This window comes from Pseudomonas sihuiensis (assembly GCF_900106015.1).
Taxonomy (GTDB): domain Bacteria; phylum Pseudomonadota; class Gammaproteobacteria; order Pseudomonadales; family Pseudomonadaceae; genus Aquipseudomonas; species Aquipseudomonas sihuiensis.
The window spans coordinates 4012922-4037118 of sequence record NZ_LT629797.1 but is presented as its reverse complement, the minus strand read 5'-3'; the positions used below and the strand labels follow the sequence as shown (position 1 = coordinate 4037118).

Annotated in this window: 19 protein-coding genes and 2 riboswitches; of the genes, 15 read left to right on the top strand and 4 right to left on the bottom strand. The window is 65.3% G+C overall.

Features of this window, described 5'->3' with window-relative positions:
- Positions 1-99: 99 nt before the first annotated feature.
- Genes BLT86_RS18970 through cobG form a run of 3 tightly spaced genes read right to left on the bottom strand, consistent with a single transcriptional unit; the run spans position 100 to position 2772 of the window.
- Positions 100-843 (bottom strand): precorrin-2 C(20)-methyltransferase, encoded by a 744-nt coding sequence (locus tag BLT86_RS18970; RefSeq protein WP_167377331.1) that lies wholly within the window; start codon positions 841-843, stop codon positions 100-102.
- Complete coding sequence (locus BLT86_RS18965) at positions 840-1466, bottom strand: precorrin-8X methylmutase (protein ID WP_092378958.1); 627 nt, start codon at positions 1464-1466, stop codon at positions 840-842. The genes BLT86_RS18970 and BLT86_RS18965 overlap by 4 nt, the downstream gene beginning before the upstream one ends.
- Positions 1459-2772, bottom strand: coding sequence for a precorrin-3B synthase (gene cobG, locus BLT86_RS18960; protein ID WP_092378955.1), 1314 nt, complete (start codon positions 2770-2772; stop codon positions 1459-1461). The genes BLT86_RS18965 and cobG overlap by 8 nt, the downstream gene beginning before the upstream one ends.
- 93 nt (positions 2773-2865) lie before the next feature.
- Positions 2866-3190: riboswitch (cobalamin riboswitch) on the bottom strand.
- A 180-nt stretch (positions 3191-3370) separates the two neighbouring features.
- On the opposite strand from cobG, the gene cbiE reads away from it, so the two are divergent.
- The 15 genes from cbiE (at position 3371) to BLT86_RS18885 (ending at position 23406) form a co-directional block, all read left to right on the top strand.
- On the top strand, positions 3371-4573 hold the full coding sequence (gene cbiE, locus BLT86_RS18955) for a precorrin-6y C5,15-methyltransferase (decarboxylating) subunit CbiE (RefSeq protein WP_092378952.1): 1203 nt from the start codon (positions 3371-3373) through the stop codon (positions 4571-4573).
- On the top strand, positions 4570-5289 hold the full coding sequence (locus tag BLT86_RS18950; RefSeq protein ID WP_092378949.1) for a cobalt-precorrin-6A reductase: 720 nt from the start codon (positions 4570-4572) through the stop codon (positions 5287-5289). Before cbiE ends, BLT86_RS18950 begins: the two co-directional genes overlap by 4 nt.
- A 151-nt stretch (positions 5290-5440) precedes the next feature.
- The gene (locus BLT86_RS18945; protein WP_092378946.1) at positions 5441-6139 is read left to right on the top strand and encodes a (2Fe-2S) ferredoxin domain-containing protein; all 699 of its coding nucleotides are present in this window, start codon (positions 5441-5443) and stop codon (positions 6137-6139) included.
- A 102-nt stretch (positions 6140-6241) separates the two neighbouring features.
- A riboswitch (cobalamin riboswitch) is annotated at positions 6242-6435 on the top strand.
- 334 nt (positions 6436-6769) lie between these two features.
- A complete protein-coding gene (locus BLT86_RS18940; protein ID WP_092378944.1) occupies positions 6770-8878 on the top strand; it encodes a TonB-dependent receptor in 2109 nt (702 codons plus the stop codon).
- Entirely contained in the window at positions 8878-9648 is a 771-nt protein-coding gene (locus tag BLT86_RS18935) for an ABC transporter ATP-binding protein (RefSeq protein ID WP_092378940.1), read from the top strand. Before BLT86_RS18940 ends, BLT86_RS18935 begins: the two co-directional genes overlap by 1 nt.
- Positions 9648-10676 carry an ABC transporter substrate-binding protein gene (locus BLT86_RS18930; RefSeq protein ID WP_092378938.1) on the top strand — a complete coding sequence of 343 codons (1029 nt, stop codon included), beginning with the start codon at positions 9648-9650 and terminating at the stop codon, positions 10674-10676. The genes BLT86_RS18935 and BLT86_RS18930 overlap by 1 nt, the downstream gene beginning before the upstream one ends.
- Positions 10673-11680, top strand: coding sequence for a FecCD family ABC transporter permease (locus BLT86_RS18925; protein WP_092378935.1), 1008 nt, complete (start codon positions 10673-10675; stop codon positions 11678-11680). The genes BLT86_RS18930 and BLT86_RS18925 overlap by 4 nt, the downstream gene beginning before the upstream one ends.
- An 84-nt stretch (positions 11681-11764) precedes the next feature.
- Complete coding sequence (cfaB, locus tag BLT86_RS18920; RefSeq protein WP_092378933.1) at positions 11765-12949, top strand: C17 cyclopropane fatty acid synthase CfaB; 1185 nt, start codon at positions 11765-11767, stop codon at positions 12947-12949.
- 40 nt (positions 12950-12989) lie between these two features.
- On the top strand, positions 12990-14741 hold the full coding sequence (locus BLT86_RS18915) for a sensor histidine kinase (protein WP_092378930.1): 1752 nt from the start codon (positions 12990-12992) through the stop codon (positions 14739-14741).
- A 214-nt stretch (positions 14742-14955) separates the two neighbouring features.
- Positions 14956-16296, top strand: coding sequence for a sigma-54-dependent transcriptional regulator (locus BLT86_RS18910; RefSeq protein WP_074915649.1), 1341 nt, complete (start codon positions 14956-14958; stop codon positions 16294-16296).
- A gap of 638 nt (positions 16297-16934) precedes the next feature.
- Positions 16935-17888 carry a TAXI family TRAP transporter solute-binding subunit gene (locus BLT86_RS18905; RefSeq protein WP_072425202.1) on the top strand — a complete coding sequence of 318 codons (954 nt, stop codon included), beginning with the start codon at positions 16935-16937 and terminating at the stop codon, positions 17886-17888.
- Positions 17889-18020: 132 nt separating this feature from the next.
- Positions 18021-20048 carry a TRAP transporter permease gene (locus tag BLT86_RS18900; protein WP_092378927.1) on the top strand — a complete coding sequence of 676 codons (2028 nt, stop codon included), beginning with the start codon at positions 18021-18023 and terminating at the stop codon, positions 20046-20048.
- Positions 20045-20452 carry a DUF1850 domain-containing protein gene (locus BLT86_RS18895; protein WP_072425204.1) on the top strand — a complete coding sequence of 136 codons (408 nt, stop codon included), beginning with the start codon at positions 20045-20047 and terminating at the stop codon, positions 20450-20452. The genes BLT86_RS18900 and BLT86_RS18895 overlap by 4 nt, the downstream gene beginning before the upstream one ends.
- Positions 20453-20593: 141 nt before the next feature.
- The gene (locus BLT86_RS18890; RefSeq protein WP_092378924.1) at positions 20594-21109 is read left to right on the top strand and encodes a DUF3617 domain-containing protein; all 516 of its coding nucleotides are present in this window, start codon (positions 20594-20596) and stop codon (positions 21107-21109) included.
- Between the two features lie 164 nt (positions 21110-21273).
- Positions 21274-23406, top strand: a complete 2133-nt coding sequence (locus BLT86_RS18885) for a TonB-dependent siderophore receptor (RefSeq protein ID WP_092378921.1) — start codon at positions 21274-21276, stop codon at positions 23404-23406.
- A gap of 24 nt (positions 23407-23430) precedes the next feature.
- On the opposite strand, the gene BLT86_RS18880 is transcribed toward BLT86_RS18885, so the two are convergent.
- Positions 23431-24156, bottom strand: a complete 726-nt coding sequence (locus BLT86_RS18880) for a substrate-binding periplasmic protein (protein WP_055986160.1) — start codon at positions 24154-24156, stop codon at positions 23431-23433.
- Positions 24157-24197 lie beyond the last annotated feature (41 nt).

The following is a 24197-nucleotide window of genomic DNA, read 5'->3' as shown; positions in this document are numbered from 1 at the left end:
AATGGGTTTCCCGGGGTGCATCCGTATACGGTCTTGAGACGGGTAGGGCGGGTGCAACCCGCCAGCTCGCTGCAGGCGGGTTGCACCCGCCCTACGGCATTACCCCCGCCATTTCTGCCCAGGCACCAGAATCATGGAAAAGTACGGCGAATCCATGGGCTCTACCTCGTCCAGCGGCACGATCTTCTGGCTAACCATGGTCGCGCGTTCGACGTAATGGGCGCGGTCGTCCAGGCCGAGCTTGCGCAGCACGCGGCGCACCTTGTCGAAGTTGCGCCCGAGCTTCATCACAACCGCCGCTTCGGCGTCGCGCAGGCGCTGTTCCAGCTCGTCTTCCGGCAGCACGCCAGAGAGCACGCTCAAGCTCTGGTTGCGGTAGACCAGCGGCGTGCCCAGCACCGAGGCGCAGCCGAGCATGGAGCAGACGCCGGGCACCACCTCCACCTTGTAGCGGTCGGCCAGGCGGTCGTGCAGGTACATGTAGGAGCCGTAGAAGAACGGGTCGCCTTCGCAGATCACCGCCACGTCCTGGCCGGCGTCCAGTAATTGGGCGATCTGCTGCGCGCAGGTGTCGTAGAAGTCGGCGATCACATCCTCGTAGGACAGCGGCGGGGCGAGCTTCTCGGTGGTCACCGGGTAGACCAGCGGTAGGCGCTGTTGGGCGGCGTCCAGGTGCTCTTCGATGATGCCGAAGGCATTGCCGCCATGGCCGGCATTGTGCTTGGCCTTAGCCACGAAGTAGGCCACCACCGGCGCGCTTTTGAGCAGGCGCAGCGCCTTGAGGGTAAGTAGCTCGGGGTCGCCGGGGCCGACGCCGAGACCGAGTAGACGACCGGCCATCATTCCACCTCCGAGGCGAGGGCGTTGACTGCCGCCACTGCCATGGCGCTGCCGCCGCGGCGACCACGGACGATCACGTAGGGCACGCCACGGCTGTCTGCGGCCAGCGCATCTTTCGATTCTGCCGCGCCGATAAAGCCCACCGGCATGCCGATGATCAGCGCCGGTTTCGGCGCGCCGGCGTCGAGCATTTCCAGCAGGTAGAACAGCGCAGTGGGCGCGTTGCCGATCACCACCACGCTGCCTTCCAGATGTTCACGCCAGTGTTCCAGAGCCACCGCCGAGCGGGTGTTGCCCAACTCGCGGGCCAGCTCCGGTACGCCGGCGTCGTGCAGGGTGCAGATCACCTGGTTGTTCGCCGGCAGGCGCGGGCGGGTGATGCCCTCGGCGACCATGCGCGCATCGCAGAGGATCGGCGCGCCGGCTAGCAGGGCGGCGCGGCCAGCGGCGCCAGCACCGGGGGAGAAGCGCAGGTCCTCCACCACATCGACCATGCCGCAGGCATGGATCACCCGCACGGCGAGTTTTTCCAGGTCGGCGGGGATGCCATCGAGGTTGGCCTCGGCGCGGATGGTGGCGAAGGAGCGGCGGTAGATTTCCTGGCCGTCGCGGATGTAATCAAGCATCGGGGGTTCCTGCGGGGTGTTGGCGGGCGAACCAGGCGCCGGCTTCGTCGATGGTCATGGCTGGCGCCAGCAGACGGCCGAAACCGGGCGCCTCGGGTGTGCGTTGGTAGAGCTGGTAGTGATCGGGCGTGCTGGCCAGCAGGGTATAGGGCAGCACGCGGGCGCTGGCGCAACTGCGCGGGCAGGCGCTGAGATGCACCTGCGGGCGGGCGCCGCTTTCGCGCAGCAGCTCCGCCAGGTGCAGGGCGTGGTGTTTGCTATCGGCCAGGCCGCGCTCGCAGGCCGCCGCGCCGGTGCAGGCGACCAGGCCGAGCAGCGGTTCGTCGATATGCGTCAGCAGGCCGAGCTCGCCTAGCGCCGCCAGCAGCTCACCGCTGGCGGCTTCCGGCACATTGCCCAGCAGCACGCCCTGCCAGGGCGTCAGGCGTAAATTTCCATCGCCGTGGTGCTCGCTCAGTTGGGCCAGCGTCAACAGTTGCTCGGCGTGCAGCCGGCCTAGTTGGGCGCCAGCAGCGACCATACACAGGCCGCTCTGCGCCTGTGGATAAATACCAGCCGGGACGTGGTCGAGCGGAGCGCTCTGCTGCCAATTTACAGGCACCGGTTGCAAGGGAAAATCCAGACGTGCTTGCAGACGTTGCAGCAGTTCGTCGGCTGGGATCTGTTGCAGCAACTGGCGCATGCGCGATTGCTCGGGAGTCGCCAGTTCGAGGAACAGCAGCAGGAGTTGGCGCACCAGCTCTACGCCGTGTGTCGCTTCGATGCGCGCCAGCGGCGTCTCGGCAGGGCAGCCGGCCAGGCCCAGCAGCAGGTGCTGCTCGTTCTCGGCGACCAGCCATAGATCGTGTGGGTGTTCGCGCATGGCCAGGGCTTCGCCGCCGTCCAGTTGCAGGGCGAACTTGGGTGAAAGGGCATGTAGTGCCGGGGTGTCCTGCAACAGGTCGAGCAACTGGCCAGCCAGCGGGCGTACGTCCAGCCTCGCTTGCGGGTCGAGGCCGGCGGCAGGGCTGAGCATCAGGTTGCGCACGTCGTCGGCGGCGGCCACTCGCGGGCCGAGGCCGGCACCGAGGAGGGCATCGATCAGCGGCGCTTCCTGGCCGGGGAGCACGCCACGAATTTGCAGGTTGCTGCGGTTGGTAAGCTCCAGCACGCCACTGGCATGCTGCCGCGCTGCCTCGGCAATCGCCCGCGCCTGGGTGCTGCGCAGCACGCCGCCAGGCAGCTTGATGCGGCAGATGCCACCGTCCAGCGCAGGCACGATGCGCAGCAGGCCGGGGCAGGCGGAAGGGCGGACGGATGTGGGCAAGCGGTCACCTGTGGATAACGACGCGGCGACCGAACCAGCGAAATCCCATAGGGGACTCCATGGCATCGGTACACCCCGCCCGATGTTGGCACTCGCGACCAGCGTTCGTCGGCAGGTCTCCTGGCTGACAGGTCTTGATCCGCTGCGCCTTCCCGGTACAGGCCGTTGAAAAACTATCTGCGTTGGCAATACGGCGTTAAAAACGGCCTCAAAATGCTCATTTACAACACGTAAACTGCGTTTTTTCGGTCGTTTTTGCCTTGTCTTGCCTGCCTCGCTTACGTTTTTCAGCGGCCTGTTTCCAGTGGCCGATTGCGTTGGACTCGCTGTTTACAGTTGCGGGGGCAGCCACGGTTTTACCGTGTTCCCTCTTGGGGAAACTCTGAAATGGCCATTTACCGTCACTCCCGCGAAGGCGGGAGCCCAGGTAGTACTGAGATTCTGGATTCCCGCCTGCGCGGGAATAACGACTATTTCAGAGTTTCCTTAGGCCCTTTACTGAGTCGTATCGACTCAAGGGCACCGACGAAGGCGCTATTATGCCCGCTTTGCCCCGAGCGCGGACAGGCGGTCCGTCGGGCCTGTGCGAGGACATTGGATGAAACCCTGGTTGACCCTGGTCGGCATCGGCGAAGACGGCTATCCCGGCCTGGGCAAGGCCGCGCGCCGTGCTCTGCTGGCGGCCACGCGCGTCGTCGGCGCGCCGCGCCAGCTGGCGCTGCTGCCGCCGTGCATCAGCGGCGAGCGGGAAACCTGGCCCAGCCCGTTCGATCTGCAGCCGTTGCTGGCCCGACGCGGCGAGGCCGTGTGCGTGCTGGCCAGTGGCGACCCGATGTTCTACGGCGTCGGCGCCAGCTTGGCGCGGCAGGTGCCGGCCGACGAGTTGCAGGTTTTGCCTGCGCCGTCCTCGGTGTCGCTGGCGTCGGCGCGCCTGGGCTGGCCGCTGCAGGAGATGGAAGTGGTCTCCTTGGTCGGGCGGCCGCTGGCCACGCTCAACGGCCGGCTGTTTCCCGGCATGCGCCTGCTGGTGTTGAGCGCCGATGGCGACACCCCCGCGCAGGTTGCCGAAGCGCTGCGCGCGCGCGGTTTCGGCGCCAGCCGCCTGACCCTGCTGGAGCACCTTGGCGGCCCCGACGAGCGCCGTCTCGATGGCCTGGCCGCGAGTTGGAACCTTCCGCGCGGCGCCGACCTCAACCTGCTGGCGGTGGAGTGCCTGGCGGACGCCGGGACAACGCTGCTGCCGCCCACCTGCGGCCTGCCGGACGAGGCCTACCGCCACGACGGCCAACTGACCAAACGCGATGTGCGCGCGGTGACCCTGGCGCGCCTGGCGCCGCTGCCCGGCGAGCTGCTGTGGGATGTCGGTGCTGGCTGCGGTTCCATCGGCATCGAGTGGATGCGCGCACATCCGACGTGCCGCGCCATCGCCATCGAGGCCAACGAGGGCCGTCAGGATCATATCCGCCACAACCGAGATGCCCTCGGCGTACCCGGTCTGCAGCTGGTCGCCGGGCATGCACCCGAGGCGCTGGTCGGATTGCCGGCACCGGATGCGATCTTTATCGGCGGCGGCGTCACCGTGCCCGGTGTGCTGGATGATTGCTGGGCCGCACTCAAGCCCGGCGGGCGCCTGCTGGCCAATGCCGTGACCATTCAAAGCGAGGCGGCGCTGGTGGCCTTCCGTGAGCAGCAGGGCGGCGAGCTGCTGCGTCTTGCCGTGGCCCAGGCGCAGCCGCTGGGCGGCTTCGACACCTGGCGTGCGGCGCTGCCGATCACCCTGCTGGCGGTGCGCAAACCGTGAGCGCACGCATCCTGTTGCTCGGTGGCACCACCGAGGCGCTGCGTCTGGCGCGTCGACTGGGGTCGGAAACCATCTACAGCCTGGCCGGCCTTGGTCGCGTGCCGGATGAGCTGGCCTGCTGCGTGCGCGTCGGCGGCTTTGGCGGTGCCGAAGGCCTGGCGGCCTTTATCGACCGCGAAGGCATCGAGCTGCTGCTGGATCTGACCCACCCCTATGCGGCGCAGATCAGCCATAACGCGGCCCGCGCTGCAGAACTGGCGGGCGTGCCATGCTGGGCATTGCGGCGCCCTGGCTGGCAACCGGGTCCGGGTGACGACTGGCGCGAGGTGGAAGGCTGGGATGAACTGACCCGTGCGCTGGCACCTTTCGAGCGGCCGTTTTTCACCTCCGGCCGCGAGCCGCTGGCGCATTTGCACGAGATTCCCGCGCACCAGCACTGGACGGTGCGCTGCCTGCAGGCCGAGCCGGCACCAACCCGCGCCGAGATCATCGGTGCCCGTGGGCCTTTCTCCCTGGAGGAGGAACGCGCGCTGTTCGCCCGTATCCGCTGCGACGTGCTGGTAAGCAAGAACAGCGGCAGCGCCTCCACCGAGCCAAAGTTGCAGGTGGCCCGTGAGCTGGGCTTGCCGGTGTTGCTGCTGCGCCGGCCTGAGTTGCCGGCGGTAACGCGTGAGTTCGCGGAGTTGGGCGCTCTCTACGAGGCGCTGTCCTTGTAGGGCGGGTGAAACCCGCCAACGCCGGCCTGGCGGCCTTACGCCTGCGCTGATTCCGTAGGGTGCGCCGCGCGCACCGGGCCTTCTATTACCCGCCGGATTGCCTCCGGACCACGACGCGCTGCTAGACTGCCGGCCCGTTCTGGAGACCGTCATGAGCCAAACCCCCTACGCCCGCGTTCTGTTCATCGGCCCCGGCCTGGGTCGTGGGGCATCGTCCGAGCGTCTGCAGCAGCGCATTGAAGCGTTGCTCGGCGAGGCGCATCTGCATGACAGCGAGCAGGATGGCTTCTGGCAGGCCATCGATGAGGCGCCGCGCCCGCTGCTGGTGGTCGATCTGGAGCCGCGCGCCGATGCTGCGCACCGTGATTGGCTGCGCGAGCGCATCGCCGAACGGGGCGACGGCGCCGAGGTGTTCGTGGTCTGCACGGCACTGGAGGACACCTGGCTCGATGGCCTGAGCGCACTGCTGGCGCATCGCGAAGCGCATCTGCCCTGCAGCGATGTGCCGCCCGTTCCTGCGCATCACGCCTGGTCGCAGATCCCACCGCATGCGCAGCGCCTGCTGCTGTGCAACGGCCCGCGCTGCACCCGCAAGGGCGCGCTGGGCCTGTGGAAAACTCTGCGTCAGCGGCTCAAGGCCGCGGGAAAGCTGGAGTGCGAGGGCGGTGTGCATATCACCCGCAGCCAGTGCCAGTTCCCCTGCGATCTGGGGCCGACTGCGAGCCTTTATCCACAGGGCGAGTGGTACGGCATCAAGGACGAGGCGGCGGTGATTCGCCTGGTCGATGAGCGCCTGGTGGCGGGTAGGGCGTTGCCGGAGTTGCGCATCGATGAGCAGGGCAACAATTAGCAACTCGGATTACGCCTGCGGCCAATCCAGGCTACGAGCAGTCGCCGCTAAAGCGCCTCCCGCAATTGCCCCCGCGCCTTGACTTGAGCGGGTGTGGGTGGTCATATCCGCCCCGCTTCAGGTGTCTCACGCCGCCGCGCGTGAGGTGAAACGGGAAGTCGGTTGAAGTCCGACGCTGCCCCCGCAACGGTAAGCGAGCGACCGCATCGATACGCCACTGTGCGCCCCGCGCATGGGAAGGCGATGCGTTCATGACCCTCGCAAGCCCGGAGACCGGCCTGGAGTCGTTTGTGTCTGGCAACCCGCGGTGGGCGGGCGTTGACTCCAGTAGGGCGCCGCCGTGCCCCTGTCTGCTGTTGCGCATTTCCATCGGATTGCCGTGCCTTTTCTCTTTGCGATGGAAGCAATATGGCGCGCCATTTCCGCTACAAGAACCTCTCTTCTGCATGCCTGAACGAAGGGCGTGAGCCCGTTTCAGGCTACCTGCGAAAAACGATAATGTTATGTTATAACAATAACATTATCGCCTCAGGCACCGACTGCGAAGCGTCAAGGCTGACCGCCTTCAACGCGCACACCCGGAGCCTGGAGCGTCCTGACGACTCTCCTGGAAGATCCGGAATCACTCGCGTGCAGCACCTTCTACGCCTCTGCTCCCTGCCATTCGCGCTGCTGGTCGGCGGTGTGGCCATGGCCAGCGAATCTCATGTCGATCTCCCTGCCGTCACCGTCCAGGCGTCCGCTGCCGAGGAAGGCGAGAGCGATCTGCATACGCCCACCACGTCCGGCTCGCGCCTGGAGCTGTCGGCCCTGCAAACCCCGGCCAGCACCAGCAGCCTGAGCGGCGCCGAGGTACGTGGGCGCAACAACCTCACGGTGCAGGACGCCGTGACCCGCACGCCGGGTATCAGCAGCATCGGCTCGCCCGGCAATGGCGGCACCGCGCTGTCGGCGCGCGGCTTCACCGGCCATTCGGCGACCATGCAGCTGTACGATGGCACCCGCCAGTACGTCGGCGCCGGCACCGTGACCTTCCCGGTGGACACCTGGTCGGTAGCGCGCATCGACGTGCTGCGCGGCCCGGCTTCGGTGCTCTATGGTGAGGGCGCCACCGGCGCGGTGATCAACGTGGTGCCGAAGAAGCCCTTCGCCGGCGAGATCCGCAACCAGCTGCGCCTCGGCTACGGCAGCGACGACCGCCGCCAGGCTGCGCTGGACAGCGGCGGTTCGCTGAGTGACGAACTGAGCTACCGCTTCAACATCAATCAGCAGGCCAGCAATGGTTGGGTCGACCGCGGTGATTCGGACAGCCTGGCGCTCAGCGCGGCCCTGCGCTGGGACGCCCATGACGACCTGAGCTTCACCCTGTCCCATGACCATGGCGACCAGAGCCCGATGCGTTATCTCGGCACGCCGCTGGTGGCCGGCAAGTACCGCGAGAGCATCCGCGAACGTAACTACAACGTCGCCAATGCCGACATTCGCTACAACGACCAGATCACCCGCCTGGTAAGCGACTGGCACATCAACGACGTGCTCAGTGCCAGCAACCAGCTCTACTACATCAAAACCCAGCGCTACTGGCGCAATGCCGAGGCCTTTCGCTGGCAGCCGGGCGATACGGTCGAGCGCAGCGAGTTCTACGAGATCAAGCACACCCAGGAACAGGTCGGCGACCGCCAGACCTTCACCCTCGATCACACCCTGTTCGGCCTCGATAGCCGTACCGTGATTGGTGTGGATTACAACCGCATCCACTTCGCCCGCCAGCACGATTTCGCCAGCAGCTTCAGCGACAGCGTGCCGCTGAACGGCTCCGGCGGCGGTCAGTACCAGAGCACCGACCCGCTCGGCTACGGCCCGCGCGAGCGCAACCTGGCGCGGCAGTTCTCGCTGTTCGCCGAGAACCGTACCCAGCTGACCGAGCGCCTGTCGCTGGTCACCGGGGTGCGCCGTGATCAGGTGCATCTGCAGCGCGACAACCTGATCGATGGCAGCAGCGTCGACCGCAGCCTGAGTGGCGACAATTGGCGTGCCGGGCTGGTCTTCGCCCTGACCCCCGAGCTGTCGCTGTACGGTCAGTACGCCACCAGCACCGAGGGGGTGAACAACTTGCTGACCCTGAACCCGACTCAGCAGCAGTTCGACCTCAGCGAAGCCAGGCAGAGCGAGATCGGCCTCAAGCAGATGTTCTGGGGTGGGCAGGGCGAGTGGACGCTGGCCGCCTACCATATCGTCAAGAAGAAGCTGCTCAGCCGCGCAACCCCGACCTCGCCCACCGAGCAGATCGGCCAGCAATCCTCCGATGGCCTGGAGGCCACCCTGGAATTGGCGCTGGGTCGGGGCTGGCAGGTGTCGGCCAACGCCGCCTTCGTACGCGCCGAGTACGACGACTTCGTCGAAGGCGGCGGCGACCGCAGCGGCAATCGCCCGACCAACGTGCCTAAGCGCACCGCCAACCTGTGGCTGAACAAGGCGCTCGGTAGTGGCGTGGATGCCGGTATCGGCGCGCGTTATGTCGATGCGCGTTATGCCGATACGGCCAACACCGCCAAGGTGCCTGGCTACACCGTGGTCGACGCCAACATCGCCTGGCAGGCGTTGCCGGATGTGCGCCTGGGTCTGGAGCTGAACAACCTGTTCGACCGCCAGTACGCCACCACCGCCAGCAGCGACGGCGAGCAGTGGTACCTGGGGGCGCCACGTTCGTTCTTCGTCACCGCGGATTACAGCTTCTGATGACTCCGCGTTTGCGTATTCAGGCGCTGGCCTGGTCGCCCGACGGCCAGCGTCCGCTGCTCGAGGGCATCGACTTGGACGTCGGCGACGGCGAGCTGCTGGGGTTGATCGGCCCCAACGGCAGCGGCAAGACCAGCCTGCTGCGCTGTGCCTATCGCTTCCAGCGGCCCAGCGCCGGCCAGGTCAAGCTGGACGGCGAGGCGCTGTGGCAGCGCCCGCCGCGCTGGAGTGCGCAGCGCGTGGCCGTGGTGCTGCAGGAATTTCCGCAGGACTTCGGCCTGCGCGTGCACGAGGTGGCGGCCATGGGCCGTACGCCGCACAAGGGGCTGTTCGATGGCGACGATGCCGAGGATCTGCGTCTGGTGGATGAGGCGCTGGCCCGTGTCGGTTTGAGCGACCTGGCGCAGCAGCCCTTCGCCTGCCTCTCGGGTGGCGAGAAGCAGCGCGCTCTGCTCGCCCGGGCCCTGGTGCAGCAGCCGCAAGTGCTGATCCTCGACGAGCCGACCAACCACCTCGACCCGCGCTACCAGCTCGAACTGCTGGGCCAGATCAAGGCGCTGGGCCTGGCGACGCTGGCCAGCTTCCATGATCTAAACCTGGCGGCGGCCTTCTGCGACCGCCTCTGCGTGCTCGACCAGGGCCGTCTGGTGGCCATCGGTACGCCTGCCGAGGTGCTCACCGCCGAGTTGCTGCAGCAGGTGTTCGGCCTGCAGGCGCTGGTCGATACCCATCCACTGGCGGGTCATCCGCGCATTACTTGGATTGTTTGATGAAGCGTTCATGCACGGCTGCATCTGTAGGAGCGAGCTCTGCTCGCGAACCCTGGGAAACGACAGAAGCTTCGCGAGCAAAGCTCGCTCCTACACTCGTTGGTGCAATCCTGCTGGCGCTGGCCAGCCCCGCCTGGGCCGTCACCGTCACCAGCTGCGATCGCCAACTGACCATCGAGCGCCCGCCGCAACGCGCGGTCAGCCACGACATCACCCTGACCGCCATGCTCCTGGACCTCGGCCTGAGGCAGCGCATGGTCGGCTACAGCGGCATCAGCGGCTGGAAGACCGTCGAGCCGGCCATGCAGGCGCAGCTCGATGGGCTGCCCGAACTGGCCGCGCGCTATCCGTCGCTGGAGAATCTGCTCGATGCCGACGCCGACTTCTTCTTCGCCGGCTGGAACTACGGCATGCGCATCGGCGGCGAGGTCACCCCGGCCAGCCTGGCGCGCTTCGGCATCCCGGTGTACGAGCTCAGCGAGTCCTGTGCGCACGTTATGCCCAAGCGCGTCGCCAGCCTGGACGATGTCTATACCGACCTGCGCAATCTCGGCCGCATCTTCGCCGTCGAGGAACGTGCCGAGACCCTGGTACAGGGCATGCAGGCGCGGGTGGCAGCGGTAAGTGCGCAGCTCGGTGAGCAACCGACGCGACCGCGGGTGTTCGTCTACGACAGCGGCGAGGACCTGCCCTTCAGTGCTGGCCGTTTGGGCATGCCGCAGTCGCTGATCGCCGCGGCCGGTGGGCGCAACGTGATGGACGGCGTAGCGGCCAACTGGATGCAGGTGGGTTGGGAAGCCGTGGTCGAGCAGGACCCGGAGCTGATCCTAATCGTCGATTATGGCGAACGCACGGCGGCGCAGAAGCGCGATTTTCTCCTGCAGCACCCGGCGCTGCAGGGCGTCACGGCGATTCGCCAGCAGCGCTTCGTGGTGCTCTCCTATCTCGCCGTCACACCGAGCCTGGACAACGTCGCCGCCATCGAAACCCTGGCTGCCGCGCTGCATCCCGAGGCCTTCTCGCAGTGACGCGTTTTCACTTGCTGCTGCTCGGCCTGACGGTATTGCTGGCGCTGTCCTGTGCGCTGTCGCTGGTCTTCGGTGCGGCTCAGGTGCCGCTGGAGCGTGTGCTGGCAATACTCGCTCGGCAGCTGTTCGGCATCGAGCCCGCAGTGGCGGTGAGCGTCGGCCAGGACAGCATCGTCTGGCAACTGCGCGCGCCACGGGTGCTGCTCGGTGCGTTGGTGGGCGCTGGGTTGGCCCTGGTGGGTACGGCGCTGCAGGCGGTAACGCGCAACCCGCTGGCCGACCCGCACCTGCTCGGCGTCAGCTCTGGCGCAGCCTTCGGTGCGGTGCTCGTGGTGCTCTACCTGGGCGAGTTCGCCGGGATGCTCAGCTTGCCGCTGGCGGCCTTCGTCGGCGCCATGGCGAGCATGCTGCTGGTGCTGGCGATTGCCAGCCGCGGTGGTCGGCTGCACAGCGAGCGCCTGCTGCTGGCCGGCGTGGCGGTGTCGTTCGTGATGATGGCAGCGAGCAACCTGTTGCTGTACCTGGGCAACCCCCATGCGGCCAGCTCGGTGCTGTTCTGGATGCTTGGCGGCCTGGGCCTGGCGCGCTGGGAACTGCTCTGGCTGCCGGCGCTGTGCCTGGCGTTGGCGCTGGCCGTGCTGCTCGGCCTGGGTCGCGCGCTGAATGCGCTGATGGCCGGCGAGCAGAGTGCGGTGAGCCTGGGCCTGGAGCCTAGGCGGGTGCGCCTACTGGTATTCGTGGTGGCCTCGCTGCTCACTGGCGTGCTGGTGTCGCTGTCCGGCGCCATCGGTTTCGTCGGGCTGATGCTGCCGCACGTGGCGCGCTTTCTGGTCGGCGCCGAGCATCGTCGCGTGTTGCCGGTGGCGGCGCTGCTGGGGGCGCTGTTCCTGGTCTGGGTCGATGTCGCCGCGCGCACCTGGCTGGCGCCGCAGGATCTGCCCATCGGCATCGTCACCGCCGCCATTGGCGGAGCGTTCTTCGTGGCCCTGCTCAGGCGCCGCTAGTCGCCAGGATCGAACTGCTGCAAGGGCGCAAAGGTCATCTAAGCTAGTCTCTGTAACACAGACTCCTGGCCAGGAGGGATGCCCATGCTCGCGCAACTGCCCACCGCACTTCGTGATCTACGACTGCCGCTGCGCCTGAAACTGTGGGACGGCAAGCAGATCGACCTTGGGCCCAAACCCAGGGTGACGCTGGTGGTGAAGGATCCCTCGCTGGTCACGCAACTGGCCCATCCCAGCCTGGATGCTCTGGGCGCTGCCTATGTCGAAGGCCGGGTGGACCTGGAAGGCCCTATCGAAGAGGCCATCGAGGTTGGCGATGCGCTGAGTACGGCGCTGCTCGGTGATGAATCCACACCAACTGAGCATTACGTCGCCCACGATAAGCGCAGCGATGCCGAGGCCATCAGCTACCACTACGATCTGTCCAACGAGTTCTACCGCCTGTGGCTGGACCGCGACATGGTCTACTCCTGCGCCTACTTCGAAACCGGCCAGGAAGACCTGAACCAGGCCCAGCAGGCCAAGCTGCGCCACCTGTGTCGCAAGCTGCGCCTGCAGCCGGGTGACAGGCTGCTCGACGTCGGTAGCGGCTGGGGCGGCCTGGCGCGTTTTGCCGCGCGCGAGTTCGACGTCGAGGTCTACGGCATCACCCTCAGCCAGGCGCAGCTGGAGCTGGGCCTGCAGCGCGTGGCCGAGGAAGGCCTGGAAGGGCGCGTGACCCTGGAGCTGCTGGATTACCGTGACCTGCCGCAGGACGGCCGCTTCGACAAGGTGGTCAGCGTCGGCATGTTCGAGCACGTCGGCCACGCCAATCTACCGCTGTACTGCCAGCGTCTGTTCGGCGCGGTCAAGGCCGGCGGTCTGGTGATGAACCATGGCATCACCTCGCGCTTCACCGACGGCCGTCCGGTCGGTCGTGGCGCCGGTGAGTTCATCGACCGCTACGTGTTCCCGCAAGGTGAGCTGCCGCACTTGGTGACCATCAGCAAGGCGATTAGCGAGGCCGGGCTGGAGATCGTCGATGTCGAGAGCCTGCGTCTGCACTACGCGCGCACCCTGCAGTTGTGGAGCCAGGGTCTGGAGCGACAGTTGCAAGCCGCCGCGCAGTGGGTGCCGGAAAAGTCGCTGCGCATCTGGCGTTTGTACCTGGCTGGCTGCGCCTATGGCTTCCAGCATGGCTGGATGAACCTGCATCAGATCCTGGCGGTGAAGCCACGCGATGACGGCGGTCATGATCTGCCGTGGACCCGTGCTGACCTGTATTCGTGATGGAGTAACATGCGGCTCGTATTGATCCCGCGAGCCGCCTATGCCCTTGCCGCAACAGCATCGTTACCGCGTACTGTTCACCGTTCTGGCGATTCTCGCCGGTCTGCTGCTGAGCCTCTGGCTCGGTGGACGGCATGCCGAGCAGCGCGCCTGGGACGAGCGCAGTGTCGAGGCGCGCGGGCAGTTGCAGCTCTATGCCCAGTCGATCCGCACCCTGGTCGAGCGCTTCAGCTCGGTACCTGAAGTGCTGGCGCTGGACAGCGACATCCGCAGCCTGCTGCGTGCGCCGCATGATCGTCAGCTACGCCAGGCGCTGAACCAGCGCCTGGAGCGGCTCAACGCGGCCGCCGGCTCTACCGTGCTGTACCTGCTCGATGCCCAGGGCGAAACCCTGGTGGCCAGCAACTGGCGCGACTGGAGCAGCTTTGTCGGTAACAACTACGCCTTCAGGCCCTATTTCCAGAACGCCCTGCGCGATGGCGGTGCACGCTATTTCGCGGTGGGCGTGACCACCGGTATTCCCGGCTATTTCCTCTCCCACGTGGTGCGCGATGCCAAGGGTGAGCTGCTCGGTGTGCTGGTGGTCAAGCTGGAGCTGGAAGACCTGCAGCGCGAATGGGTCGGTCAGCCCGGCGTGCTGCTGGTCGCCGACAGCTATCAGGTGGTAATCCTCAGTAACAAGCCGGTCTGGCGCTTCCGCGCCTTGCAGCCACTCGACGAACAGGCGCGCGCCGAACTGGTGGAGGTGCGCCGCTACGCCGAGCAGGCGCTGCAGCCGCTGGCGCATCAGGTGCATCGGCATATCGACGACGATGCTGACTGGGCGCGCGTCGATGGCCCCGACGGTAATCGCGACTATCTCTGGCAGCGTCTGCACATGCCCGAAGAGGGCTGGACCCTGCATCTGCTCAGCGAGCCGGTCGGTCTGGCGGACAGCGTGCGCAGCTATCGCCTGGCTGCTGCCGGGGTATGGATGACCTTCGCCTTCCTGCTGTTGTTCCTTATCCAGCGGCGCAAGAACCAGCGCCTGCAGGCCGGTATCCGTGAGCGCCTGGAGCGTGAGGTGGAACTGCGTACCGCCGAGCTGCGCGAAGCCCAGGACGGCCTGGTGCATGCCGCCAAGATGGCTGCGCTGGGGCAGATGTCGGCGGCGCTGGCGCACGAGATCAACCAGCCGCTGACCGCCCTGCAGATGCAGCTCGGCAGCCTGCGCCTGCTGCTCGACAGTGGTCGGCCGGAAGCGGTGCGCGACGGTCTGCAGCGTATCGATGGCCTGCTGCAGCGCATGGCGGCGCTGACTGGCCACCTCAAGACCTTTGCCCGCAAGACCCCGGCCGGCCTCAGCGAGCGCCTGTGCCTCGGTGATGTGCTGGAGCAGGCCCTGCAGCTGTTGGCGCCGCGTATGCGCAGCGAGCAGGTGGAGCTGCGCACGCAGATCGACGAAGAGGCCGAAGTGCTTGGCGATGCCATCCGCATCGAACAGGTGATCCTCAACCTGCTGCACAACGCCCTCGACGCCATGGCCGACAGCGAATCACGCATCCTGCTGGTACGCATCGCCTGCGAAGATGATGGCTGCCTGCTCAGCGTCGAGGACAGTGGCGGCGGCATCGCCGAGGAAACCCTCGGTCGGGTATTCGAACCCTTCTTCACCACCAAGCCGGTGGGGCAGGGGTTGGGGCTCGGGCTGGCGGTGTCCTACGGTATCGTGCGCGATCTCGGCGGCACGTTGGAGGCGCATAACGGTGAGCTGGGCGCGGTGTTTACCCTGAGGCTGCCGGCCGCGCCGTAACAGCCTGTTAGTGTCGGTTGCGTAGGGTGGGTTAGGCGCACTTCACGCATACCGATGAATCCGCAATTTATGCCGCGCCGTAACCCACCATTGGTGTCTCGCGGGAAGATCGCCCGTTGGGTTACGCGCCGCAGCACTGGCGGGGTTGTGTTGAAGATAGTGGTTCGCGGCGCTAACCCACCCTACACTGCGGCCGTTCTCAAGAGGAGGTACCATGAGCGCTCAGGTCATAGTGGTCGACGACGAAGCGGCGATTCGCGAGGCGGTGCAGCAGTGGCTGGAACTGTCCGGTTTCGAGGTGCGTACCTGCGCCAGTGCGGCCGAAGCCTTGGCTCTGGTCGACCGCGACTTCCCCGGCATCGTCGTCAGCGATGTGCGTATGCCCGGCAGCGATGGCCTGCAATTGCTGGATAAGCTGCTGCAGGTGGACACCGACCTGCCGGTGATCCTGGTCACCGGCCATGGCGATGTACCCATGGCGGTGCAGGCACTGCGTCAGGGTGCCTATGACTTCATCGAGAAACCCTTCACCCCCGAGCGTCTGCTCGACAGCGTGCGCCGTGCGCTGGATAAGCGCCGGCTGGTTTGCGAGAACCGCCAACTGCGTCGGCAGGTGGCCGACAAGGGCCGTATCGAGAGCCAACTGATCGGCATTTCGCGGCCGATGGAAAACCTGCGGCGGCAGATCCTCGAACTGGCCGGCACCTCGGTCAACGTGCTGATCCGCGGCGAGACCGGCAGCGGCAAGGAGCGCGTGGCGCGCAGCCTGCACGATTTCAGCCCACGGGCTAGCAAGGCCTTCGCCGCGCTGAACTGTGCGGCGATTCCCGAGACCATCTTCGAAAGCGAGCTATTCGGTCACGAGAGCGGCGCCTTCACTGGCGCCCAGGCACGGCGCATCGGCCGTATCGAGCATGCCGATGGCGGTACCCTGTTCCTCGACGAGGTGGAGAGTCTGCCGCTGGCGCAACAGGTCAAACTGCTGCGTGTGCTGCAGGAGAAGACCCTGGAACGCCTCGGCTCGAACAAGAGCATCCAGGTCGATCTGCGAGTGATCAGCGCGGCCAAGCCGGATCTGCTCGACGAGGTCAAGGCCGGGCGTTTCCGCGAGGACCTGGTGTACCGCCTGAACGTCGCTACCCTGCATATTCCGCCGCTGCGCGAGCGCCGCGAGGACATTCCGCTGCTGTTCGAACATTTCGCCCATGAGGCGGCGCTGCGTCATGGGCGCGAAGCGCCGCCACTGGCGCCGAGCGAGCTCGCTCGGTTGCTCGGTCATGACTGGCCGGGCAACGTCCGTGAGCTGATCAACGCCGCCGAGCGCCATGCCCTGGGGCTGTCCAGCCCACCGCCGGCCGAGCGCTTCGCCGGTCAGGCGCTGGCGCAACAGATGGAAGCCTTCGAGGCACAGTGTCTGCACAATGCCTTGCTACAATGCCAGGGCAACATCACCGCGGTGATGGAAATGCTGCAGCTGCCGCGCCGCACCCTCAACGAGAAGATGCAGCGCCATGGCCTGGCGCGCGGTGATTATCTGCCAGGCGGCGAAGAATGAGCGCGCTGTAGGAGCCGGCTTGCCGGCGATCTTGGGTGGGCAGCTAACCTTGAGATGTTCTGAAAAGGCCACTTATCGTCACTCCCGCGAAGTCGGGAGCCCTGTTGATTGGCAGATTCTGGGTGCCCGCCTGCGCGGGCATGACGGTTTCCCTTGACCTGTGGCAGCCCCGCCCCGAGGCGAAGCTTTTGGGTATGAGCTTGGTATTGCGTGATGGCCGCCATTCGCCGCGGGGCGCGGCTACTGTGGGGTGCGTGACGCGATAAGCGGAATTTTGCCGACCCTGTCACAGATGTAGGCGATTTCCCGCTCAATGACCCATTGATCTTTAGATCTAACCCCTCTATCTCGGGCTTTTCAGGCCCTGGCACGGCATCTGCTATGACAGTTACAGCCGCGCAGCATCTTGCCGACGTGGCGACCATAACAACGACAAGAGGTCAGCCCATGAACTGCCATGCCCCTCGCGCCATGCCGCACTCGCTGCCGTGCATGGGCCGCCTTCCTACCGCGCCCGCCGCGGCTCTTGTCCTACGCTGCACCCTGCGCTGCTGATCGCGCAACGTCGACGCTGCCTGTGCGGCGTCGTCTAGAGTGAAACTCTGCATACAGCCAATAACAACGACGGAGATACTTCCATGCGACTGACCAAGAAACTCAGCCTGTTCGCCGCTGCCGCGGCCATCACTGCCAGCACCGCAGTGCTCGCTGCCCCAACTTTCATCAACGTGCTCACCGGCGGTACCAGCGGTGTGTACTACCCGATCGGCGTGGCCCTTTCGCAGCTCTACAGCAACGGCATCGAGGGCTCCAAGACCTCGGTCCAGGCGACCAAGGCGTCGGTGGAAAACCTCAACCTGCTCGAAGCCGGTCGCGGTGAGCTGGCCTTCGCCCTCGGTGACTCGGTCGCCGATGCCTGGAACGGCGTCGAAGACGCTGGCTTCAAGGCGCCGCTGAAGAAGATCCGCGCCATCGCCGGTACCTACCCGAACTACATCCAGATCGTTGCCAACGCCGAATCCGGCATCAAGACCCTGGAAGACCTCAAGGGCAAGCGTATCTCCGTGGGTGCGCCGAAGTCCGGCACCGAGCTCAACGCTCGCGCCATCTTCGAAGCCGCTGGCCTGACCTACAAGGACATGGGCAAGGTCGAGTTCCTGCCCTACGCCGAGTCGGTCGAGCTGATCAAGAACCGTCAGCTGGACGCCACCCTGCAGTCTTCCGGTCTGGGTATGGCCGCCATTCGTGACCTGGCTTCGACCATGAAGATCAGCTTCGTCGCTATCCCGGCCGAAGTGACCGCGAAGATCGACAACGCCGCCTACGAGGCAGCCACCATCCCGGCCGGCACCTACGACGGTCAGGACGCCGACGTGCCCACCGTTGCCATCACCAACATCCTGGTCACTCACGAAGGCGTGTCCGACGAGGTGGCCTACCAGATGACCAAGCTGATGTTCGACAACCTCGGCCGTCTGGGTACCGCTCACTCCGCCGCCCAGGACATCAAGCTGGAGACCGCTACCCAGAACCTGCCGATCCCGCTGCACCCGGGTGCCGAGCGCTTCTACAAGGAAGCCGGCGCGCTGTAATGACGGCTCGGGCCGTGGCGCTTGCGCCGCGGTCCGTTCTTCACAGAATCGCGAATAAAACCGGCGTTCATGGACGGTAGGTTTTGTTGGCGACTCTGTCCCGTATCGAAGTAGTCATGAGGTTTGCACTCCATGAGTGAGCAGAATCAGGGTATGGGCGCCAGCCCGTCCGACTGGCCGAAGGCGTTGTTCGCCGTCGCGCTGCTGTTTTCCATTTTCCAGATCGTCACCGCGGCTTTCCACCCGGTATCTACCCAGGTGCTGCGTGCGGTGCACGTCGGCTTCCTGTTGCTGGTGGTGTTCATCAGCATCCCGGCTTTCGGCGCCAAGCGCCCCTGGCAGCCGCTGGCCTGGCTGCTGGGCCTGGCCGGTATGGCCACGGCGGCCTACCAGTGGTATTTCGAGGCGGACCTGATCCTGCGTTCCGGTGACATGACCACCAGCGACATGATCATCGGCATAACCCTCATCGTACTGGTGTTCGAGGCCGCGCGCCGGGTCATGGGCATCGCCCTGCCGATCATCTGCGCGCTGTTTCTTGCCTATGGCATGCTCGGTCAGTACCTGCCGGGCGACCTGATGCATCGCGGCTACGGCTTCGACCAGATCGTCAACCAGCTGGCCTTCGGTACCGAGGGCCTGTACGGCACGCCGACCTACGTGTCGGCTACCTACATCTTCCTGTTCATCCTGTTTGGCGCCTTCCTCGAGCAGGCCGGGATGATCAAGCTGTTCACCGATTTCGCCATGGGCCTGTTCGGCCACAAGGTCGGCGGCCCGGCCAAGGTATCGGTGGTGTCCTCGGCGCTGATGGGCACCATCACCGGCTCCGGCGTGGCCAACGTGGTCACTACCGGCCAGTTCACCATTCCGCTGATGAAGCGCTTCGGTTATCGCCCGGCTTTCGCCGGCGGGGTCGAGGCCACCTCGTCGATGGGCAGCCAGATCATGCCGCCAATCATGGGCGCCGTGGCCTTCATCATGGCCGAGACCATCAACGTGCCGTTCTTCGAAGTGGCCAAGGCCGCACTGATCCCGGCGTTGCTGTACTTCGGTTCGGTGTTCTGGATGGTCCATCTGGAGGCCAAACGCGCCAACCTGCGCGGCCTGCCCAAGGAAGAATGCCCGAACCCGTGGAAGGCCGTGCGTGAACGCTGGTTCCTGCTGATCCCGTTGTTCATCCTCATCTATCTGCTGTTCTCCGGGCGCACCCCGCTGTTCTCCGGCACCGTTGGCCTGGCGTTGACCGCCATGGTCATCCTCGGCTCGGCGATCATCCTGCGGGTCTCGTCCAAGGTCATGCGCTTCGCCTTCTGGATCGCCCTGGGCGTGCTCTGCGCCGGCTTCTTCCAGCTCGGTATCGGCGTGGTGTTCGGCGTCATCGCGGCGCTGGTAGCGGTCTGCTGGTTCGTCAAGGGCGGCCGTGAAACCCTGACCCTGTGCCTGCACGCGCTGGTCGAAGGTGCGCGCCATGCCGTACCGGTGGGTATCGCCTGTGCCCTGGTCGGCGTGATCATCGGTGTGGTGTCGCTGACCGGGGTGGCGTCCACCTTCGCCGGCTACATCCTCGCCATCGGCCAGGACAACCTGTTCCTGTCGCTGGTGCTGACCATGCTCACCTGCCTGGTGCTGGGCATGGGTATCCCGACCATCCCCAACTACATCATCACCAGCTCGATCGCCGCACCGGCCCTGCTGGAACTGGGCGTGCCGCTGATCGTCTCGCACATGTTCGTCTTCTACTTCGGCATCATGGCCGACCTCACGCCGCCGGTAGCGCTGGCCTGCTTCGCCGCCGCGCCGATTGCCAAGGAGCGTGGTCTGAAGATCAGCTTCTGGGCGGTGCGCATCGCTATCGCGGGCTTCGTCGTGCCGTTCATGGCGGTCTACTCGCCGGCGCTGATGTTGCAGGGCGACAGCTTGCTGGCGACCTTCTACGTGCTGTTCAAGGCCGCGCTGGCCATCGGCATCTGGGGCGTGGTGTTCACCGGCTTCCTGCAGGCCAAGCTGACCTGGTGGGAGCGCATCCTGGGCCTGGCCGCTGGTGCCAGCCTGATTCTCGCCACCCCGATCAGTGACGAAATCGGCTTTGCCCTCAGTGCCATCTTCATCGCTCAGCACCTGTGGCGCGCTCGTCGTGCCGAGGCGGCGACGGCGTGATCGGCCTGTGCCTGGGGTTGGCCGGCGCGGTATGGGCAGAGTTGCCAACGCCGGCCTTCACCCTGGCCTGGACCCACACCATCGAGAAGGTGCGCTGGGAAGAGGATTACCGTGTCACCGCCGAGGGCCTGGTCCTCGGCGAGGCGCGGGTCAAGGGTTCCGGCGCCGGAATGGAAATTCCCGACGGCGCCGAACTGCGCAATGGCAGCTGGCACTACCAGCGTCAGCTACCGCCTTTGCAACCCCTGCGAGTCGGGCGTACGCCTGAAGCCGGGGATTACCAACTGTGTTTCAACCAGCGTTGTCGCCCGATGAGCGATTGGCTCGGCCCGCCACAAGCGAGCCAGCCGGCGTTGGAGCTCTGGAGCTGTGAGCTGAGCTCCCCTGCGGCTGACGCGGGCTAGGTTCGCCAGAGCGGACCCAGGTTCCCGGCGCCACAAGTGCCGGATCAAAAGAAGGAAACCCCCATGCGGCGCGAGCCTGTGGGGGTTTTGTTCATCTAGGGCCTGCTAGGCTTGGCTAACCACTCGCCCAGGAGACCCGTCATGCGCCCTATATTTCGCTCCACCATCCCGCTCGTCCTCTGCCTGTCGCCCGTCATGGCCAGCGCCCTGGATCTCCAGCCCGGTGTCTGGGAAGTCAGTTCGCACAACATGCAGGTGGGTGGCCAGGCCATGCCCGGTATGGAGGAAATGCTGGCGCAGATGCAGAACCTGCCGGCCGAACAGCGGCAGATGATGGAGAACATGATGGCCGAGCAGGGCATCAAACTCGGTGCCGGTGGCGTGCAGATGTGCCTCACCGCCGAGCAGATCAAGGCTCAGGAAATCCCCCTGCACGATCCTGACTCCGGCTGCAGCAACGAGATTCTCGAACGCAGCGCGACGCTGTGGAAATTCCGTTTCAACTGCCCGGATGCCCAGGGCGAAGGGGAGACGCGTTTCGTCAGCGACAAGGAATTCACCACCCAGGTCAAAGGCACTTACAACGGCCAGCCGAGCAGCATGGAAAGTCGAGCACGTTGGGTGGGGGCGGATTGCGGCACCCTAAGAAGCAGATAAATGCAGCTGTAGATGTAAATTATTCGTATTGACTGGGAAGATGCCTGCTGCGAGAATTTTGTCGCTAATTATTTGCATTTGCGATTGGCAAATGCCTGCCAGGGAGGCATTCGGCTGCGAAGGGACTGCCAGCGGCTATCGACAGCGCATCAGGAGATTGTCCCTTGTTCAGCAGAAAAACCCACCTGGCGGTGGCGGTTGCGGCCGCCTGCAGTTTCAATCAAGCCCTGGCCGAGCAGGAGCAGATCGAGCTCGATGCCCAGACCGTGGTTGGCAGCAGTACGGTGGCCGAGGTCGATAGCTACAAATCCACCCCCAGCAGCGCTGCGACCAAGCTCGACCTGACCCCGCGGCAGACGCCGCAGTCGATTTCCACCCTGAGCGGCGCCCAGCTGCGCGACTTCAAGCTCACCAGCGTCAACGATGCACTCAAGGCCGTGCCGGGCGTGCAGGTGCAGGAAGTCGAAACGGATCGCACCTACTACACCGCCCGCGGCTTCGACATCACCAACTTCCAGTACGACGGCATCTCCGTGCCCTTCGTCTACGGCAACGTCGAGGGCGATCTGGACACCGCCATGTACGAGCGCGTGGAAGTGATCCGGGGTGCCAACGGCCTGATTTCCGGCACCGGCAACCCGTCGGCAACGGTCAACTTCGTGCGCAAGCGACCAACCCTGGCACCGCAGGCGCGCGTGGACCTGACGGCTGGCTCCTGGGATAAGCGCCGCATCGACACCGACCTGTCCGGCGCGCTCAACGATGCCGGTACAGTGCGTGGGCGCGTGGTGTACGCCAACGAAAACAAGAACTCCTACCTCGACCGTTACTCGCGTGAGAAGAACGTGTTCCATGGCGTACTGGAGTTCGACCTGGACGACCGCACCGTCTTCACCCTCGGTCATACCCTACAGACCAGCGACGCCAACTCGCCGATGTGGGGGGCTTTGCCACTGGTCTATCAGGACGGCGGCAAGACCAACTATTCGCGCTCTACCAGTACCGCCACCGATTGGGCCTACTGGGACAACAAGGAAAATCGCACCTTCGCCGAGCTGGCGCACACCTTCGACAACGGCTGGCAGGCCAAGACCGTGCTCACCCGTGTGGAGAAGAAGAGCGACGGTTCGATGTTCTACGTCTACGGCACGCCCAATCGAGAAACCGGCGCCGGCCTGTATTCCTACCCATCCGAGTACAGCGAGGAGAACAAGCAGCTGATCGTCGATGTGCAGGTCAGTGGCCCGTTCAACCTTGCCGGGCGCCAGCATGAGGCGGCCCTCGGTGGCAGCTGGTCGCGCTCCGAGCTGGAGGATCTGTCCTGGTACGACTCCAGCACCGGCACCATGCTGCCACCGCTGGAGCAGTGGACCGGCAATTATCCGAAGCCCCGTAACGACAACGGTAGCGCCGGCAGTGACTTCACCGATCGCATGAAGAGCGTCTACGGTGCTGCGCGCTGGAGTCTGACCGATGACTTGAGCCTGATTACCGGCGCTCGTGTGATCGACGTGAAGAGCGACGGCACCAACTACGGTCTGGCCAAGTCGTCGAAGAACAGTGGCAAGGTCGTACCTTACGCTGGTGTCGTTTACGACATCACCGATCAGTACTCGGTCTACGCCAGCTACACCGAAATCTTCACGCCGCAGACCAAGAACGATGTGACGGGTTCGCGCCTTGCACCATTGGAAGGTGTGAACTACGAAGCCGGGATCAAGGGCGAATTGTTCGACGACAAGGTCAACGTTTCCCTGGCGGTGTTTCGTACCGAGCAGGACAACTTCGCCGAGCAGGCCGGCATGAGAGGTTCGGTGGCCTACTACCGCGCCATCGAAGGCCTGACCAGCGAAGGCTACGAGCTGGAGTTCTCCGGTGAACCGCTGGAAGGCCTGCAGCTCAGCGCTGGTTATACCTTCGTCGACATCACCAATGCCGACGGTTCGCATGCCGTGACCTACTCGCCCAAGCACATGATCAAGACAGCCGCGACCTACCGTATCCCGGGTATGGAGAAGCTCAAGGTCGGCGCCGCGGTGCGTTGGCAGGACGATATCAAGATCGCCGTGCCATTGACTGCCGACGACGGGTTCACCTCTATCGGTACTGCCGACGCCAAGCAGAAGGCCTACGCCGTGGTCGACCTCATGGCCAGCTACGACATTGACCCGAACTGGAGCGTGTCGGCCAACCTCAACAACCTCACTGACGAGAAGTACCTGAGCAGCCTGTACTGGACTCAGGCCTACTACGGCGCTCCGCGTAATGCCAGCGTGAGCGTCAGCTGGAAGTACTGAGCCGCCGCCACGCCACGGGTCGACTCACAGCCCGTGGCGACGGCGAATTTCTCTCACCAATTCGGCCCGTTCTTCGAGAAAACGGTTGAACGCCTCGATCAGTTGCGGGTGGTGGATGCTCGACAGGTAGTAGTGATCTTCCACGTGCGGCAGCTCTGGGTCGAACACCAGGCTGTCGGCCGCCATGCGCATCTGCCTGAGTTGGTGGGCTACTACCCTGGGGTTGAGGTAGACCGCGTCGACGCGGTCACTGCTTGCCATGCGCAGCAACGAGTCGATCTGGTTGGCCTGGATCAGGCGGATTTTTCCGGCGCGGATGTCCGGCAGGTAGGGCCAGGGCGTGAAGCCATTCTGCGTGCCGAGCAGTTCGATGCGCTGCTGGCCCTGACCGAGGTGCTGCGGCTTTACCAGAATGCCGTCGACATAAGGCGCTGCCGGGGCGCTGTAGTTGATGTCATGGCCGGCTTTCTGGTCGGCGTTCCATTGCGGGTGATCGGGGAACTTGAGGTCGACCCGGCCGGACAGAAAATCACCGAGCAGGCGCCTGACCGGCAGCGGCATGTAGACGAAGCGATAGCCATGCTCGGCGGCGAAGGCGTCCAGCAGATCGCGTGCATAGCCACGGTATTCGCCGTTCTCCACATCCGAGTAAGGCTGATAGGGCTGCAGTTCGACACCGACGTGAATCTCCTCCTGTGCCAGAGCGGGCAGGACGAACAGGCAGAGCAGCAGGGCAAAGCACTTGGTCATGGCAGGCGGGTTCTCGCTGACAGCTAACAGCGGCTGGCATC